The organism is Methylotuvimicrobium sp. (genome assembly GCF_050611805.1).
In the GTDB taxonomy this organism is placed as follows: Bacteria; Pseudomonadota; Gammaproteobacteria; order Methylococcales; family Methylomonadaceae; genus Methylotuvimicrobium.
In genome coordinates this window covers 44,422-60,544 of sequence record NZ_JBNGHF010000030.1, presented here as the reverse complement: position 1 = coordinate 60,544, position 16,123 = coordinate 44,422, and the positions used below count along the sequence as shown (strand labels likewise).

Sequence of the window (16,123 nt, the reverse complement as noted above, 5' to 3'; positions counted from 1 at the left end):
AGGCGTTCCCACGCAGAGCGTGGGAACGATAATTGCCGGGGGACTGAATAGTTACATTCATCCTTGTAACGTTACCGTTTTTTCAAGCCATAGGAAGCCAGGTTGTTAGTGCTTAGAAAGTAGGCTCTTATCAGCCTCAATAAATACAAAATAATTCGAAGGGGGACTTATGCTTGATTTCATTTACTGGATTGGTTGGATTGCCACTGTGCTTCTGGCAGGCTATTTGTTGTTGTATATCATTAAAATATTTATACACCTGGATGCTTTGCCAGCGATCTCTTTAGATTCAATGCCGGCCGTTAAACCAGTGCCTATACCGACAAAAAATCAGAACACAAAATTGCAAAAAATTGTAGCTTCGATTTTTGAAGTCAGAAAATGGGTTTTAACCGAAAATTGGTATTACGAATTGTCCGATGGTTCCATGATTTTAATCCCTAAAGGCTTTGAATTCGACGGCGCTTCGATTCCGAGACCATTATGGGCGCTATTGAGTCCGACCGGTTTGTTGCTGATTCCCGGGTTAGTACATGATTATGCCTATATGTATGCACAGCTTTGGCAAGTCACATCTAATAAAGTTGTCGAGCCTTATGGGCAAGATAAGAATCGAAAAGATTGGGATAAATTGTTCAGATCGATGGGGCAGGAGATCAACGGTTTTTCGTTTGTTAATTTTATTTCCTGGTTCGCGTTATGGTTGGGCGGATGGTTGGTATGGAGAGGACATAGAAAGGCGAATAAAACGCCGACTAAGCCTTTATTATAAAAATGCGATGGGCAAAGTGTTATGCGCTTTGCCCACTCCGAATTAATTTCATGAGCTTCATGGTTGAAATGCCTGAATTTAGGATGAATGTTGCCGATGCCGGTAATTCAAATTTTTCATTTGCTTCATTATCCAGGCTTTGCGCTTGAGTAAATACGGCGTAGGTTTGTCTGCCTTATATAAATGAGGATTGGGCAGCGTCGCTGCTAATAGTGCCGCTTGCGAAGGACTCAATTGACTGGCGGGTATGCCGAAATAACGTTGACTGGCCGATTCGATGCCGAAGAGATGATCGCCGAATTCCGCAATATTTAAATACACTTCTAGAATGCGGTCTTTGTGCCAAAGCATTTCAATCAGTCCGGTAAACCAAAATTCGAACCCTTTGCGCCAAAAGCTTTTGGAGGGCGTCAGGAATAGGTTTTTGGCGACTTGTTGGCTAATCGTGCTGGCGCCCCGGAGTTTTCCGCCTTTTAAGTATTGATCGATAGCATTCTGCATTTCATTGAAATCGAAGCCGTGGTGACTAAAAAAACGTTGGTCTTCGGATGCAATGACTGCCGAGAAGGCGTAGCGTGAGATGTGTTCGTTCTTTACCCAGCGATAATCGATTGTTTTGAATGATCGATGTTGTTGAAAATATTCTGCGTGGCGATATAGCATGAATACCGATACGGGTACTGGTATATGACGTAGCAAAACGACCGATAACAAAGAGCTTGTTATAAAAAATAGAGTTAGATAAAGCGCCAGTCGTTTAAGCTTATTTAGGAAAGAACGCTTGGGCTTGCGTTTGGAGTATCTCAAAAAAGTATCAACTTCCTTCCTAGGAATAAATATTCAGTCTCCCTCTTTTTGAATGAGGGAGACTGTGAATACTTACGATTTAATCGGTAGTGGTTAAACCTTTCAAGCTTGCAAAATAGGCCGAGATATTCTCCAAGTCGTCACCCGATAAGCCTTGCAGCATTGACTGCATGATAGGGTTGTTTCTTTTGCCGGATTGATAGTCTTTCATGGCTTTGACCAGATAATTGCCGTATTGACCGGCCAATCTCGGTACATTGCTTTGCGCATCTTTACTTTCTGCATGGCAGCTTAGGCAAGATTGAGCGAGTTTTTTGCCCGCAGCCGGATCGCCTCCGGCTGGGCTTTTGGTTTCTTTGCCCGGCGCGGATTCAATATAAGCGGCGATATTTTCGATAGTTTGATCGCTTAGGTCGTAGGTATTGGCTTTCATGGTGCCATGCGGGCGATTTTTTTCTCGATAAGCTTTCAATGCCGAAGCCACATAGTCTGCGCGTTGTCCGCCGATTTTCGGCACATAATAAGTCGGGTAGGCATTACTGTAGGCGGGGATGCTGTGGCAGCCTCGACAGGTTTCAAAAGCTGCTCGGCCGGCGTCGACATCCGCGGCTTGAACATTCATTTGCGGAATTGAAGCTGTCAGTACGCTGACTAATAATGCTAAGGATGGTTTTTTCATGGTGGTCTCGATCCTAATAAAGAGAAGATTGCTTCGAATTTGTAAGTTACTGAACGTATCTTACCAAACACGCCGGAAATTGATAACAGGCTATTGAGTCGGTGCTAAGGAAACATACCCATTTAGCCTAATTTTGGTTTTGAGTTGCTTGACAAAGGACCTTGTCGTTAAGACGGCATTTTTGTTTTCATGGCCTTTACTATCGTCGCGGGAATGCATATTTTATCGAGAGCTACAAAAACCACGCTCCTTAGATAACTTCGCCGGTATGGCATTTAAACCAGCCGGCAATACTCAAGCGTTGACGGTGTGTCGGCTCGACCTCGTGCGGTATATCTTCGCTGAGAAAGACGACCAGTGTTCCTGCCAAAGGCATGATTCGTGCTGCGACTTGTTCACTTTTCGGGTTATAAAGGGCCAGAAAACCGCCATCTTCGTTTTGCCAAGTTTCGTTAAGGTAAGCCACTGTCGTTAAGATCCGCCCTGCCGCACCTCGAAAACTGTCCCTATGCTTAAGATAATAAGCACCCGGTTCATAGCATGCAAAATGGCTTTCATATTCGAATAAGCCCATGAAGAGTAGCCGGTTGATTTCATGACGAAGCATGTCCATTTCGTCTAAATAGCGCTTTTGCGCATCGGTACTTCGTGTAAGCCACCGGGTTTTATCGCCGCGGATATTTTCGTCCAACGTGAAGCCGATGCCCCGGCCGATGCCGGCCGGAGTTAGTTCGCCATCGTTATCGTAGGCTTTAAGGTCGGCAACTAAGCTTTTTATTAACGTAGTATCGAAGTAATTTTCAATGACATGCCAGCCTCTATCGATCAATTGATCGGCTAGTTCGTCGAAAATAGGCTTCGGATGAGTCGGTGTCGTGGTAGGTAATAAGCTGGGTTGCAAGTAATATTACTCAAGTAAATGAAAAGCCGCGCGAATTTAGCCTTGAAATGCAAAAAAAGCAAGACTAAAGATAAGGTTTAATTCTGGGCTATAATATCGCGCCGATTATGGCTTGCCGATTTCTTCATCAATGATGCCACAGAACCGCCCATTAAAATATTTGTTTTCTTATGGCTGATCTCTTATCGGTCCCGCAAGGTCGATTTAACTTGCGGCGCTTGCCCTTACGTCGGCGTGAGCAACTTAGGGCATACGATGCTTCCGACGAATATTTGCTGAATTATCTGTCCGAAGTTCAATTGCCTTCTATTGGCGCTCGCGTCTTGATCGTTAATGACAGTTTCGGTGCTCTAACGGTCGCCTTACATGGCTTCATGCCGTCTGCATTATCCGACTCCTATTTAAGCCAACAAGCGACACTAATAAATTTTTCCGAGAATGCCTTGTCGATAGACGGCGTTCGGTTGATGACAAGTCTCGAGTTGCCCGAGCAAAGTTATGATTTAATTGTGATTAAGTCGCCGAAAACATTGGCATTGCTCGAATACCAATTGATTTCGTTACGGTCTTTCATGACCCCGGCTACTCGAGTTATCACAATCGGGATGGTCAAAAATCTCAGCGCTACGGTTTGGAGTTTATTGGAAACGATTGTCGGTCCAACAAGCACCGCGAGGGCATGGAAAAAATCGCGACTAATTTTTTCCGAACTGGACGATAATATTTCGTTGCCGGTAAATCCTTATCCGGTCAGTTATCGGTTAGAGGGGACGAATTATACGATCGTTAATCATGCCAATGTGTTTTCTCGAGACAGTCTCGATATCGGTACTCGGTTTTTTATCGAGCATATCGGTTGTTTTCCCAATGCCGAAACTATCATCGATCTTGGTTGCGGTAATGGTATCGTTGGCTTGCTTGCAGCTGAACGCAATCCGAATGCAGTGGTTCATTTCGTAGACGAGTCGTTCATGGCGATTGCGTCGGCGCGGGAAAATTTTAAACTGGCTTTCGGCGAGAGCAGGTTAGCGAATTTTAGTGTCGGCGATTGTTTGTCCGACTTTACCGCTAAATCGGCCGATGTGATTTTGTGCAATCCTCCTTTTCATCAACAGAATGCAGTCGGCGATATGATCGCCGCTAAAATGTTTCGGCAGGCTAGAGAGGTCATAAAGCAAGGAGGGAAGTTGCTGGTCATCGGTAATCGTCACTTGGGTTATCATCTGGAGTTGAAGAAATTGTTCGGCAATGTTTCGGTTATTGCCGCTAATCGTAAATTCGTTATTTTGCAGTCGATGGTCGAATGAACGAGTCGAATACACAAAGTGATCGTTTATGTCATTTTTTATTATTTAAGGTATGAGCATGCGTTTTCGTAATTTTTTTCTGTTGCAACTCGCAGGAGCGGTTGGTCTTGTCCTAACAGGATGCGCTTCTTCCCGCCAGATTGCGGTCGATTATCCGGTTGCTCAAGCAAATGATTTAAAGCCTCTCGGCGGTTATCAAGCCGTTGATGGAGACGACTATTACGTTCAGTTATTTTCCGAATTCGAGTTAAAAGGCGATAGTACGCTCAAAACGGGCTGCAGCGAAATAGGGTCCGGCTATGAGAAAGGAAGTTCGACAGCGGGGGTTGTTTTTAAAGTTAAAAACGAAGCGCTAAATTATAAGCAGGAGGTTACGGCACTCGTTTATCAAGGTAGCAGCGGAAAATGCAACTTCAATCTCGAAACGCGCAAAGCCGCGCTAACGCCATGGCTGAGGCTGGATTTAAGTAAGGACACTACGATCGATTACCAATTCATGACCAGTAATCAGAGCGATACCGACATTTCAAAAATTATCGGTGATGTTCATAAAAGTACAAATCTTTTGGCCTTGACCGGGGTCGGTATCGGTATTGCCGTGATGGGCAAGTTGGCCGACGAATGGGTGCAGAGTCCGATCGGACAAACTGCGGTATCGGCGCCGTCCGAAGCAAAAGTCAGTACCGAGACTCATACCTTGCCGCTCGCTATACAGAGCGATGGCAATAAGACGGTATTTAGAGAGACGCGTCTGCCGGTTTATGAAGTCGTCGAAGGCGGTAATCCGTTTGCAGGTGGATCGAAACAATTGGGCGAATTGAGAATTTACCCTGAGATACGCTCTTCTTTATTACTCAAACAAGTTTCCGCAGGGATACCCAGTGCGAGGGATGTTTCGTTGCAGGAGTTATTGAGCATGCCGATTCGAATGGGTGAAGGCAATATCGAGCTCAGGCAATTAATGGAAAAATCTCCAATCGATGAGAAGCCGAATTTGCAGCCGGATTGGAGGAAATACGGCGAAGTTGAAAGCCAATGCCGTAAATTAAAGCTAGTCTTGCGAGGCTTGGGGTTTAATAAATTCGACCGAAATGCAGTGCTTTATTATTATCTCGCTCAGTCTCCGGACTGGTCGAACTACAATATTCCGAAAATTCGCGCTACTGCCGATGACCTTCGACCGGCAACGCTCCAACAATTTCGAAGCCGTAATTTTTCCGGCTGTTTGATTGATGAGGATTTTCAAACAATGGCGATGATGGGCTTGTCCGTCAATAGCGCACAAGATTGGCAGGCCATTCAGGATGCCCGCCAAAAGAAAGAAAGCGTGCTAGGACCGGTACAATCGATCGGACGTCAATTAACCGCGGTGATTCAAAACAAAAATCCGGCGGAAATGGCGAGACAGATTTATCCGTTGATCGCTACTCCTAAAGAAGGAGGCGGTAAGGTACTATTGCAGAATCATCTTGGCGAATTCGGCCTAGAGAGTTTGCTCGGCATCGACTATATGCCCGGAGAAGGGATAGTAATCGGTTATCAGCAATTCGAACAGGTTTTTTCTTGGCTTTATATCGATCAACTAAGTTGTACGCGGCCGGCCATTGAACAAGGCAAGCCATTAGGTCATATCGGTTTATTGATGTTTACGACGCAAGACGGTTCGCCTTGGCCGAAAGGCGGTGCAATGGAATTTGAAATTCAATCCGGAAAAATTTCGCGGATTGCTTTTCAGCATCCGACTTTTCGAGACTTTGAGCAAAGCTTGACCGATTACCCTGAAATCGGCGGCTGTCGGATCGATAAAAGCTTCATCGAGAGGTTGCGGTGACGATTGATGGCAAGTCGATAAGTGTAAATTAATCTAAAAACGTTGCGAAAATATTAAATACAGCAACAAAGAAAGCTGCGTCCAAACTATACCTTTCGCAATTCAAATTTCGGCAGTGCCTAAGGAGGCACCAGGGTGTTCGGCCCCTTACCTAGCGTTAGGTGAGGGATCAGCATGGAGCTGGCATAGAGCCTACCTGGACGTATTCACCCAGCACCTAAATTTCATAGGCCATTAGCCATGGTTAATAGTCTTAGATAATTTAGGTGCTGGGTTCACGGCGTCCTTTGACGCGCCCCGGTGCCGAATTTTGATCTACGATGGGTATAATAACCAATATTTCAGGTAATTGTGCATGACATTGATTCGCCAAGAAGATTTTATCCAAAGCATATTCGAATCGCTGCAATACATTTCTTATTATCATCCAGGTGATTTTATTGAGGCGATGTATCGAGCCTATCAAAATGAACAAAGTTTGGCTGCCAAGGATGCAATCGCACAAATTTTGATTAATTCCAGAATGTGTGCCGAAGGACACCGACCGATTTGCCAGGATACCGGCATCGTCGTGGTATTTCTGAAAATCGGTATGAACGTGCAATGGGATGCTCGGAAAAGTGTGACCGATATGGTCAACGAAGGCGTTCGGCGCGCGTTCATGCATCCCGACAACTTACTTCGTGCATCGATTTTGTCCGATCCGGCCGGCAAACGCATCAATACGCGAGACAATACGCCGGCGGTCGTATACATGGAGGTCGTTCCCGGAAATAAAATCGAAGTCGAAATCGCGGCCAAGGGCGGCGGTTCCGAAGCTAAATCCAAGTTTGCGATGTTGAATCCGTCCGACAGCGTTGTCGATTGGGTTATGCAAACCGTACCGACGATGGGAGCGGGATGGTGTCCTCCGGGGATATTAGGCATTGGTATCGGCGGTACCGCCGAAAAAGCAATGCTGCTCGCGAAGCAGGCTTGCATGGAATCGGTCGATATTCACGAGTTGATCGCGCGTGGACCGGTCAATGCGCTTGAGGAATTGCGCTTGGAGTTGTACGAAAAGGTCAATGCACTCGGTATCGGTGCACAAGGCATGGGCGGGCTGACCACGGTCTTGGATATTAAGATCAAGGATTATCCGACGCATGCTGCCAATAAACCGGTTGCGATGATTCCGAACTGCGCCGCAACGCGCCATATCCATTTCGAACTCGACGGTTCCGGGCCGGCCGAACTGCCAGTGCCGCGTTTGGAGGATTGGCCGAAAATTGCCTGGGAAGGTGGGAGTAGCGCCAAACGGGTCAATCTCGACACCGTGACGAAAGACGAAATAGCGACTTGGAAGCCCGGCGAAACTTTATTGTTGAGCGGCACGCTACTCACCGGCCGAGACGCCGCCCATAAACGGATCGTTGAGATGCTGGAGCGTGGCGAGGATTTGCCTGAGGGCGTTGATTTTACGAACAAATTCATCTATTACGTAGGCCCGGTCGATCCGGTCCGCGATGAGGTCGTCGGACCTGCAGGTCCGACGACTGCGACGCGCATGGATAAATTTACCGAGGCGATGCTCGCGCAAACCGGTTTGATCGGAATGATCGGCAAGGCCGAACGCGGCCCAGTTGCAATTGAAGCGATCAAAAAACATCGTGCGGTTTATTTGATGGCGGTCGGTGGTGCGGCTTATCTGGTTTCGAAAGCGATACGGAAAGCGCGAATCGTTGCGTTCGAAGATTTGGGCATGGAAGCCGTGCATGAATTCGTGATCGAAGACATGCCGGTCACGGTCGCGGTCGATGTCGACGGCGAGTCTATTCATAAGAGCGGTCCAAAACAATGGCAAGCTAAGATAGGCAAAATTCCGGTGGTTTCGAAATGATTTTCATCCTATAAAAAGCATTTTGTCCACCAAACACACGAAAATATTCAACATGTTAATTGAAAATAGCCAACCCTTCGATATTTTGCTGGTCGAAGATGAGCCGGCCGATGCTCATTTAGTGAAGTCGGCTCTCAAAGAAAATAAAGTGTATTGTCATTTGCATCATGTATTGGACGGTCGTGATGCTTTGGGTTTTTTGAGGCGCGAAGGCGATGCTTATAAAAATGCTCCCCAACCGGATCTGATTTTATTGGATTTAAACATGCCGCGCATGAACGGTCGTGAGTTTTTAAGCGTTATTAAGACAGACGAGCAATTTTCGGCTATTCCCGTCGTGGTGTTGACAACTTCCGATGTTGAGCGCGACGTCGTGGCCTCGTATAAACTCGGAGCGGCTAGTTACATCACCAAGCCGGTCGATATGGCGCAATTTATCGATGCGATTCGGCAACTTGATAATTATTGGTTTACTTTGACTCGATTGCCCAAAAAGAGTTGATCATGTATGCCAAGTTGTCTTATCGAGTGTTATTAATTGAAGACGATCCCAGTGATGCGCACCTGGTAAGTCGTTATTTGAAGTTGTCTACGGATGTCGGTTTCGAATTGACATGGGTCGTTTCTTTATCCGAAGGCTTAGCGCAGTTACAGAAAAATGAACACGATATATTGTTGTTGGATTTATCGTTACCGGATTCTAAAGGGCTTGAAACAGTAAAAGCGATACGTTCGTCCACTCATTTCTCTCTACCGTTGATTGTTTTAACCGGGCATGACGATACAGGTTTTGCACTCGATATATTAGAGTCCGGCGTTCAGGATTATTTAATCAAGGGGCGTTTCGATGGGGATGCCTTGATTCGAGCCATCCGGTATGCTTTACATCGTTCAAAACTCGAACAACGGTTACATGAAGCGGAAGAGCGTTGGCGATTTGCTTTGGAGGGCGCTGGCGATGGTGTTTGGGATTGGAATTTATTGACCAATGAGGTCTTCTATTCTCCGCGATGGAAAGCGCTTCTCGGCTTTTCCGAAGATGAGATTGGCAATAATGTCAACGAATGGGAGAAACGTGTTTATCCATTGGACTTGCCGGTTGCGATGGCCAATATTCAAGCTCATCTCGACGGCAGAGTCGATAGTTATGGTTGTGAGCATCGTTTGATGTGTAAGAACGGGAAGTGGCGATGGTTCATGGATCGCGGCGTAGTCGTCAGTTGGACCGATGGGGGGCTTCCTCAACGAATGATCGGTACATTGTCCGATATCACTAACCGGAAAAATATGGATCAGCAGCTGCAACAATCCAAACAGTTTGCGGTTTCTACCATTGATGCGTTATCGGCCCATATCTGCGTATTGGATAAATCCGGTGCAATTGTGGCGGTCAATCGAGCATGGCGAGAGTTTTACCAAAATAATGCGGGTGCTTCGAGTAATTGCATATCGGTTATCGACAGTAACTATTTAGCGGTTTGTGATTGCACAACGGATGAAAGTTCGGAGCAAGCAGCACAAATGGCCGCAGGTATTCGTTCGGTCATGAAGGGTGGTGTAGATATTTTTGAGATGGAATACCCATGTCATTCAGAACACGAAGAGCGTTGGTTCAATGCCAGGGTTACATCCTTTAATGATAATAGCGAATATATCGTCGTAGCGCATGAGGATATTACCGAGCGAAAGCAAGCCGAGGCTCGCGACCGTTTGTTAATTGCGGCGCTCGAAGCAGTCGGTCATGGTATTGTGATCACCGACACCAGTGCTCGCATCGAATGGGCCAATCCGGCCTTCGGAAAACTGACCGGCTATACTCTTGAGGAGGCGCTCGGCAAGGCTCCGAAAGATCTTGTTAAATCCGGAAAGCAGGATTCTTTGTTTTACGATGATATGTGGCAAACCATTCGTTCCGGTAAAACGTGGTGCGGAGAATTGATCAACAAACGTAAGAACGGCGATTTGTATGATGAAGAACTCACAATTGCTCCGGTCACGGATGATAAGGGTAAGATTACGCACTTCGTCGGAATTAAACAGGACATCAGTGAGCGTAAAAGATTGGAAGCCGAACTAATACAATTGGCGACTACCGATCCCTTGACAGGACTGCCTAACAGAAGACATTTCATGGAACGATTGGGTGAGGAAATCAACCGTTCGGAGCGTAATAACTCTCATCAAGTCGCGGTTTTGATGTTGGATTTGGATAATTTCAAAAAAATCAACGACCGATATGGTCATGCCGTTGGCGACCAGGTGCTGAAGCATTTTTCCTCAATTTTACGTAAAGAGCTGCGCAAAATCGATACTGTCGGCCGGCTCGGCGGGGAGGAGTTTGGAATATTTCTTCCGGAAACAAGCCTTTCCGATGCCGGAATATTTGCGGAGCGCTTACGACAAGAACTCGCACAAACGCCTTTGTTAACCGATGGGCAATCGATCGTTACCACTGTCAGCATTGGTATTTCCGAATTGATGTCAAAAGATATTCAAGCCGACTCTGTCTTGATTCGCGCCGATCAAGCTTTGTATCGAGCTAAGAAAAATGGACGAAATCGTGTGGAATTTTATAATGGTTCTTAAATCGCTGCATTCTTGCCGACTGGCTGGTATTGATAAAAATTAGGGAAAAAGGTCGGTTCTTGTTAAAATTAAGTTTCGATACGAAACTATATGATTCTATCGGCTGTGTGAATTTATTATTGAGCTATCCAAATCGGTGGAAGAATCGGGCAAGAGAGTGCTTCGAAGCCAAGACTAAGTTTATTACTCCCTTTTATTTTTAGACGGTTTTTCGATCAAAAAGGAGTAACGCAGTCAAACTAAAAAAATCAAATCAACCTCTGGGAGGGGAACGCCATGAAAAACAAATCGCTCAGTTTACTGATCGCGTTGTTGTTCAGTCTAATCGGGTTTGGAGTGGGTAATTTTGCCTTCGCCGCACAACCCGATTTCGAACAACTTAAAAAAGATTATTACGAATCGCATCCGGGGAAAGGATCCCACGGTAAATATTGGGAGCCGATTCCCATTCAAAAATATTGGAATCCCAAAGATTTCTATACACCACCTAAAACCGTTCAGGGCGAAGTTGGCCGCGATACCTGTATCGGCTGTCACCAAAGCACCTCTCCCGGCGCATTCCATGCTTGGAAAAACAGTGTTCATGGCGATTTGAAGAAGATCCGCAACTTGCCGGATAGCGACGTGCGCGCCTATAAAAAGAAAAAACTAGCCGAAGTCGAAGCCAATTTGACAAAGCTGGGATTGCTCGAAAAAGGTCAGCAGCTCGACCAAGTCGGTTGTATCGATTGCCATGGCGGTGTCGGCAAAGAGACCATCAATCATGCCGAAAATCTGGTCATGCCGGACCGGGTTGCTTGCGGTACTTGCCATTTGAGCGAGTTTGCTGAAGCCGAGTCAGAAAAAGATCAAGAATGGCCGCAAAAGCAATGGAGCAAAGGCCATCCTTCGCATGCGGTCGATTGGGAAGCCAACGTCGAAAACACGATTTGGGCGGCGATGCCCGAACGTGAAGTCGCGCAAGGCTGCGACATGTGCCATTATCAGCAAAACAAATGCGACGGCTGTCATACTCGGCACACCTTTTCAGTCGCCGAAGCGAGACAACCCGAAGCCTGTGCGACTTGTCACAACGGCGTCGATCATAATGAGTTCGAAAATTTCATGACCTCGAAGCACGGTACGCAGTATCAAACTTTGGGTAAAGCCAACTGGAATTTCGAAGTGCCATTGAAAGACGCGATCGCGAAAGGCGGCTATACCGCGCCGACCTGTCAGTTGTGCCATTTCGAATACAAGGGCGAATATTCGCACAATCTGGTACGGAAGGTGCGTTGGGCGTTCAACCCGACTCCGGCCATCGCCGACAACCTGGACCATCCTTGGTTCGAAGAGCGTAAAGAGTCATGGGTAGAGACTTGTAGTCTGTGTCACTCGGCCAGTTTTGCCAAAGCATACCTCGATGCGGCCGATAAAGGCACGATTCAAGGGTTGGCGGTCGAGCAGGAAGCCAAAAAAGTCATTAACAAACTCTATGACGATGGTTTGTTAGTCGGCCAAAACAGCAATCGTCCGGCGCCTCCTGCACCTGAAAAAGATGCGGCCGGCGGATTCTTCCAATTGTTCTGGGCTAAAGGTAATAATCCGAGCCATGTTGAAAGAGTTTATGCCGATATGTGGGAACATGATGTCATCAAGCACTATAAAGGCATCTTCCATGCTAATCCCGGCGGTTTTACTTACACTGAGGGTTGGTCGAACCTGATGCGTGGTTACACCGAGATCATGGATGAAGACACGCGTTTGCGCGAAATGGCCGCGATGAAATCCGGCGGTAAATTGAAAAAGGTTTCCGCTTCGGCTCAACAATCTTCTTCGGGCAATGATAACAGCTTGCTCCTTAGTGCATTGTTGTTGATTGCATTCGGTTTAGGTATTGCTTACTTGATGCTAAAGCCTGCAAAACCAGAATCGGATCAAGGACAGAAGTGATAAAAGGACGCTACGGAAAAGCGCTTCTATTGTTGGTCGGTATCGCATCGCTGTTGGGAGGCGGTGCGATACTTTTTCATGAATTGAGCGGCCCGGCACCGTCCGGCGCCGGTCAAGTCGACGAACGATTGAATGTCAATTCTTCATCCTTACAGCCGGCCGATTTGCCGGGATTTTTTCCGGCCGATTCCGCGCGTCTTTATTCCTTTCGTTATGACGATAAAGATGCTTTCAGCTTAGCTGTCGTTCAGTATCGAAATGCTTCGGGAGCAAGGGCGAGCGCCGTACTTTTTCCGAAGGAATCGCAAGACAGGGTGATTTCATCCAGTCAAACGGGATTACGAAACGAAATTTGGCAATCAGCCACTGAAGCCATTTCGAAACATGCGCCTGAAGAGGCGCTGTTTTTGAGTTGGTGGGACGACGGTCAACGGATTCAATATTTAAGCGGACGAGAAGCTTGGCTACAAAAGCCAGGCGAGGAAACTTTCTCTAGCTCGGTTTGGGGAGCTTTTCGTTCAGACTTGATTGATGCGTCAGAAAAGGAAAGAGATCGATTACACTATATGGCGCGTTGGCTGACGATGGATGCCGACAAGGCCTTAAGCGAAATTGTCGAGTATTTTGGCAATTCGCGCCCTATCTACTTATTGGTTAATAGCGATATGCTATTGCAATTGTCTGAAATTAAGGCTTACGGCGGTTCGGATTTAGACTTAAAAGTTAAGAATATTCCGGCCGGAACTAACCTTCATGGCGATATCGCACAGGTTAAGCGTTGGGCGCACGAGACCGGGGAAGGCAACTATCTGGCTCATAAAGAAGGTCGTTATTACCGGACATGGGTTACAGCGACGGAAGGCAATAGCAAGGATACGCTTTTGGTTCGTCTGCTGCCGTTTATTGATTCGCTGAAAAAACTGCCTGAAGGGGTTAGTTTGGTTTATCAAAGCGGGTGGGGCGGTTATTTATCCGTTTATAAAGTCGAGCCCTAATTAATTTATACCCTTAGATCAAAAATCGGCGTCGGGGTGACCGTCCAAAGGTCCGGCGCCTAAATTCGATAGCTTACCTCTATGGGCTATGGAATTTAGGTGCCGGGTAAATAATATCAATAATCGTTGAGTCGATAACCTTTCCCTTGCATACAGTGTTTAAGCAACTCCTCTTGCTGAGTTTCCGGTATCTGCTTTAAACCGATTTGATATTTGCATTCGGACAGAGCAGTAACGGATTGTTCGTGTGAGAAACCGTCTTGACTCCATAATTGCCTAGACGAAGCACAACCGATAGTGGCAAATGTCGTTATCGCCGAAAAAATAATGATAATGGTTTTCATAAACATATCAGCCCCTTGTAAATAATGGTTTAGCATAAAAGGTTCAATACCTATCATGGCCTATTCGGCAAGTATTTAGAAGCCATTTTTTACCTGTTTTAGAGTAATTATTCACATCCCCCCCCTATCGTTCCCACGCTCCAGCGTGGGAATGCAGCCCGAGACGCTCTAGCGTCTCGTACCGCTGGAGCGGTACTCAGGCAAAATTTGAAATACGAAAGGTATAAAACGCCTCAAGAGTCGTCAAATACGGCATAAATTCTTATTCAACTGTTAACGTTTAGTCTATCCTTATTGATAAATTCTTAATTGGCAAGGCTATATACCAATGTTTCGAGAACGAAAAGAATATAGAAAAAACCTAACTTCTTCAGGAAAATTGCATTTAGCAGGTGAAACATTGGACTTTATTAGTCACGATGTTTCTGTGAATGGTATCTTGATCGAAATCGTGCCCGGTAGGTTGTTGTCTACCTTTAGCGATTTTGAATCGTTTATTAATGAAAATAGTGCGGCTGAAATTTTTGTTAAAGACTTAATGCTAACCGGCGAAGTTGAAATTATCTGGGTAAAAGAAAAAGATAATAATATCTTGATGGGTTTGGAATTCAAGCATGTTATTTACAATGCCGATCGCTTATGGTTAAAACGTCAATATTATCGTAAAAAACAGTCTTTTGTCGGATTCTTGATGCTTAAAAACAAGAGAGTGGAATTCGAAGGAAAAAACATTTCGGTAGATGGCTTGATGATCTATGTAAAAGACCCCGACAAAGATTTGTTGCCGAATGTCGTGGTTAGTTTATATTCCGAATCCCTGCAAATGAAAGGGATGGCTAAGATTTGTTGGATACAACATGAACAAGAGCAAGAAAAAAGTGGTGCGTTAATAGGCTTACGTTATTTGAGTAGTGAATGAGTAACTATTCAGTCCCCTGGTAATTAGCGTTCCAGCGGTACGAAACGCTAGAGCGTCTCGGTCTTCATTCCCACGCCGGAGCGTGGGAACTATAGGGGGTTAATAATTACGCTGACTGAGTACTATTGTCCGAAAGAAATAGTGTTCAATCGTACTTGATATATTTAAAACGAGGGTCGTCCGGTGTGCCCTCTAGCGATGAATTTTCATTTAATCCGGGCTGCCACATGACAACTTCCTCGATTTTTTTTGCCAGTTCGAAATCTTTGTTCGTGATGCCTTTCGCGGCGTGGTTGACCAATTTGACGATTACGAAAGCATAGGACACGGTAAGGTCGGGATGGTGAAAGGCTGCTTCTGCTAGGTGACCTACGGTATTGACGATCATCAGTGTCGATTTCCAACCGCTTGTTTTATATTTGCGTCGAATCCATCCTTTTTCGAGATACCAGTTCGGTAATTCCGCTTTGAGTCTAGCTTCGACCTCTTGATCGGAATAGGTTTCTTCGTGTTTGCGTTCTCTCCAACTCATGATGATAACCTCATTCAAATTAAGCGCAATAATGGTGGTGAAGGACGACATTATTCATCCTGTTTGACGCATTCTAACAATGAATATTGGATAATGAATAGCGTGATTGCGATGGGAAATAGCAAAAAATGTTCAATAAGCAGCAAGCTGGCAACTGAAAAACCCATCACTACCAATGACAGTAAGGGCTTGCGCCCGGCAATCTTTAACATGACTCTCAGCGTTTCTTGATCGATGTTCTTCCTTTGTCCGACAAAAAGTATTACCGTTATAAATGAAACGAAAGCTAGAAAATATGGGAAATATATGAACATCGGCGCATCGGGTTCGAAAAAACGGTGCCAATAAGCAAACCATACGAACAACGTGCTCGATGCATAAAAGTCATGCCAGTTAAGATAGCTGGGCTTATTAACCAATACGCCGATTCCGCTAAGCGCCATTACCGATCCCATGACCGGAATGACAAACGGCGACAATAAATAGGCAACCAGCGGATGATTATTATCGGCAAGGTAGCCCAGGGATAGGCAAGATAAGATGAAAATTGGCATAAATGAGCCCATGATTTGTAAAAAATGTGACGTCATAGAGGATTGTATCTCAACGATGGTATTTGCCAATGATTGTATTACTTGG

15 protein-coding genes are annotated in these 16,123 nt (G+C 45.7%); 9 read left to right on the top strand and 6 right to left on the bottom strand.

The annotated features are described in order from the left end of the window. Nucleotides 1–343: 343 nt before the first annotated feature. Entirely contained in the window at nt 344–772 is a 429-nt protein-coding gene (locus tag ACRJJO_RS14745) for a DUF1353 domain-containing protein (RefSeq protein WP_431066441.1), read from the top strand. Between the two features lie 78 nt (nt 773–850). Here ACRJJO_RS14745 and mtgA read toward each other — a convergent pair whose 3' ends face one another. The 3 genes from mtgA to ACRJJO_RS14730 all read right to left on the bottom strand — a co-directional run bounded on the left by mtgA (nt 851) and on the right by ACRJJO_RS14730 (nt 3,159). Continuing rightward, entirely contained in the window at nt 851–1,579 is a 729-nt protein-coding gene (gene mtgA / locus ACRJJO_RS14740; RefSeq protein ID WP_431066440.1) for a monofunctional biosynthetic peptidoglycan transglycosylase, read from the bottom strand. Between the two features lie 79 nt (nt 1,580–1,658). Next, a complete protein-coding gene (locus ACRJJO_RS14735) occupies nt 1,659–2,258 on the bottom strand; it encodes a c-type cytochrome (protein ID WP_431066439.1) in 600 nt (199 codons plus the stop codon). Between the two features lie 250 nt (nt 2,259–2,508). Beyond that, nucleotides 2,509–3,159, bottom strand: coding sequence for a 2OG-Fe(II) oxygenase (locus ACRJJO_RS14730; RefSeq protein WP_431066438.1), 651 nt, complete (start codon nt 3,157–3,159; stop codon nt 2,509–2,511). Nucleotides 3,160–3,329: 170 nt separating this feature from the next. On the opposite strand from ACRJJO_RS14730, the gene ACRJJO_RS14725 reads away from it, so the two are divergent. From ACRJJO_RS14725 to haoB, 7 genes are all read left to right on the top strand, one after another. Next, on the top strand, nt 3,330–4,466 hold the full coding sequence (locus tag ACRJJO_RS14725) for a methyltransferase (RefSeq protein WP_431066437.1): 1,137 nt from the start codon (nt 3,330–3,332) through the stop codon (nt 4,464–4,466). Between the two features lie 58 nt (nt 4,467–4,524). Further along, nucleotides 4,525–6,297, top strand: coding sequence for a hypothetical protein (locus ACRJJO_RS14720; RefSeq protein WP_431066436.1), 1,773 nt, complete (start codon nt 4,525–4,527; stop codon nt 6,295–6,297). Nucleotides 6,298–6,652: 355 nt separating this feature from the next. Continuing rightward, a complete protein-coding gene (locus ACRJJO_RS14715) occupies nt 6,653–8,176 on the top strand; it encodes a fumarate hydratase (RefSeq protein ID WP_431066435.1) in 1,524 nt (507 codons plus the stop codon). Nucleotides 8,177–8,228: 52 nt separating this feature from the next. After that, complete coding sequence (locus ACRJJO_RS14710; protein ID WP_125220047.1) at nt 8,229–8,678, top strand: response regulator; 450 nt, start codon at nt 8,229–8,231, stop codon at nt 8,676–8,678. 2 nt (nt 8,679–8,680) lie between these two features. Continuing rightward, a complete protein-coding gene (locus ACRJJO_RS14705) occupies nt 8,681–10,762 on the top strand; it encodes a diguanylate cyclase (protein WP_431066434.1) in 2,082 nt (693 codons plus the stop codon). Between the two features lie 276 nt (nt 10,763–11,038). Then, on the top strand, nt 11,039–12,694 hold the full coding sequence (locus ACRJJO_RS14700) for a multiheme c-type cytochrome (protein ID WP_431066433.1): 1,656 nt from the start codon (nt 11,039–11,041) through the stop codon (nt 12,692–12,694). Further along, complete coding sequence (haoB, locus tag ACRJJO_RS14695) at nt 12,691–13,689, top strand: hydroxylamine oxidation protein HaoB (protein WP_431066432.1); 999 nt, start codon at nt 12,691–12,693, stop codon at nt 13,687–13,689. The genes ACRJJO_RS14700 and haoB overlap by 4 nt, the downstream gene beginning before the upstream one ends. Before the next feature lie 116 nt (nt 13,690–13,805). Here haoB and ACRJJO_RS14690 read toward each other — a convergent pair whose 3' ends face one another. Continuing rightward, complete coding sequence (locus ACRJJO_RS14690; RefSeq protein ID WP_404355755.1) at nt 13,806–14,033, bottom strand: hypothetical protein; 228 nt, start codon at nt 14,031–14,033, stop codon at nt 13,806–13,808. Between the two features lie 328 nt (nt 14,034–14,361). On the opposite strand from ACRJJO_RS14690, the gene ACRJJO_RS14685 reads away from it, so the two are divergent. Continuing rightward, nucleotides 14,362–14,952: a PilZ domain-containing protein gene (locus tag ACRJJO_RS14685; RefSeq protein WP_431066431.1), complete on the top strand. Its 591-nt coding sequence runs from the start codon at nt 14,362–14,364 to the stop codon at nt 14,950–14,952. A 145-nt stretch (nt 14,953–15,097) separates the two neighbouring features. On the opposite strand, the gene ACRJJO_RS14680 is transcribed toward ACRJJO_RS14685, so the two are convergent. After that, nucleotides 15,098–15,484 (bottom strand): 4a-hydroxytetrahydrobiopterin dehydratase, encoded by a 387-nt coding sequence (locus ACRJJO_RS14680; RefSeq protein WP_431066430.1) that lies wholly within the window; start codon nt 15,482–15,484, stop codon nt 15,098–15,100. Between the two features lie 50 nt (nt 15,485–15,534). Continuing rightward, the gene (locus ACRJJO_RS14675) at nt 15,535–16,038 is read right to left on the bottom strand and encodes a hypothetical protein (protein WP_431066429.1); all 504 of its coding nucleotides are present in this window, start codon (nt 16,036–16,038) and stop codon (nt 15,535–15,537) included. Nucleotides 16,039–16,123 lie beyond the last annotated feature (85 nt).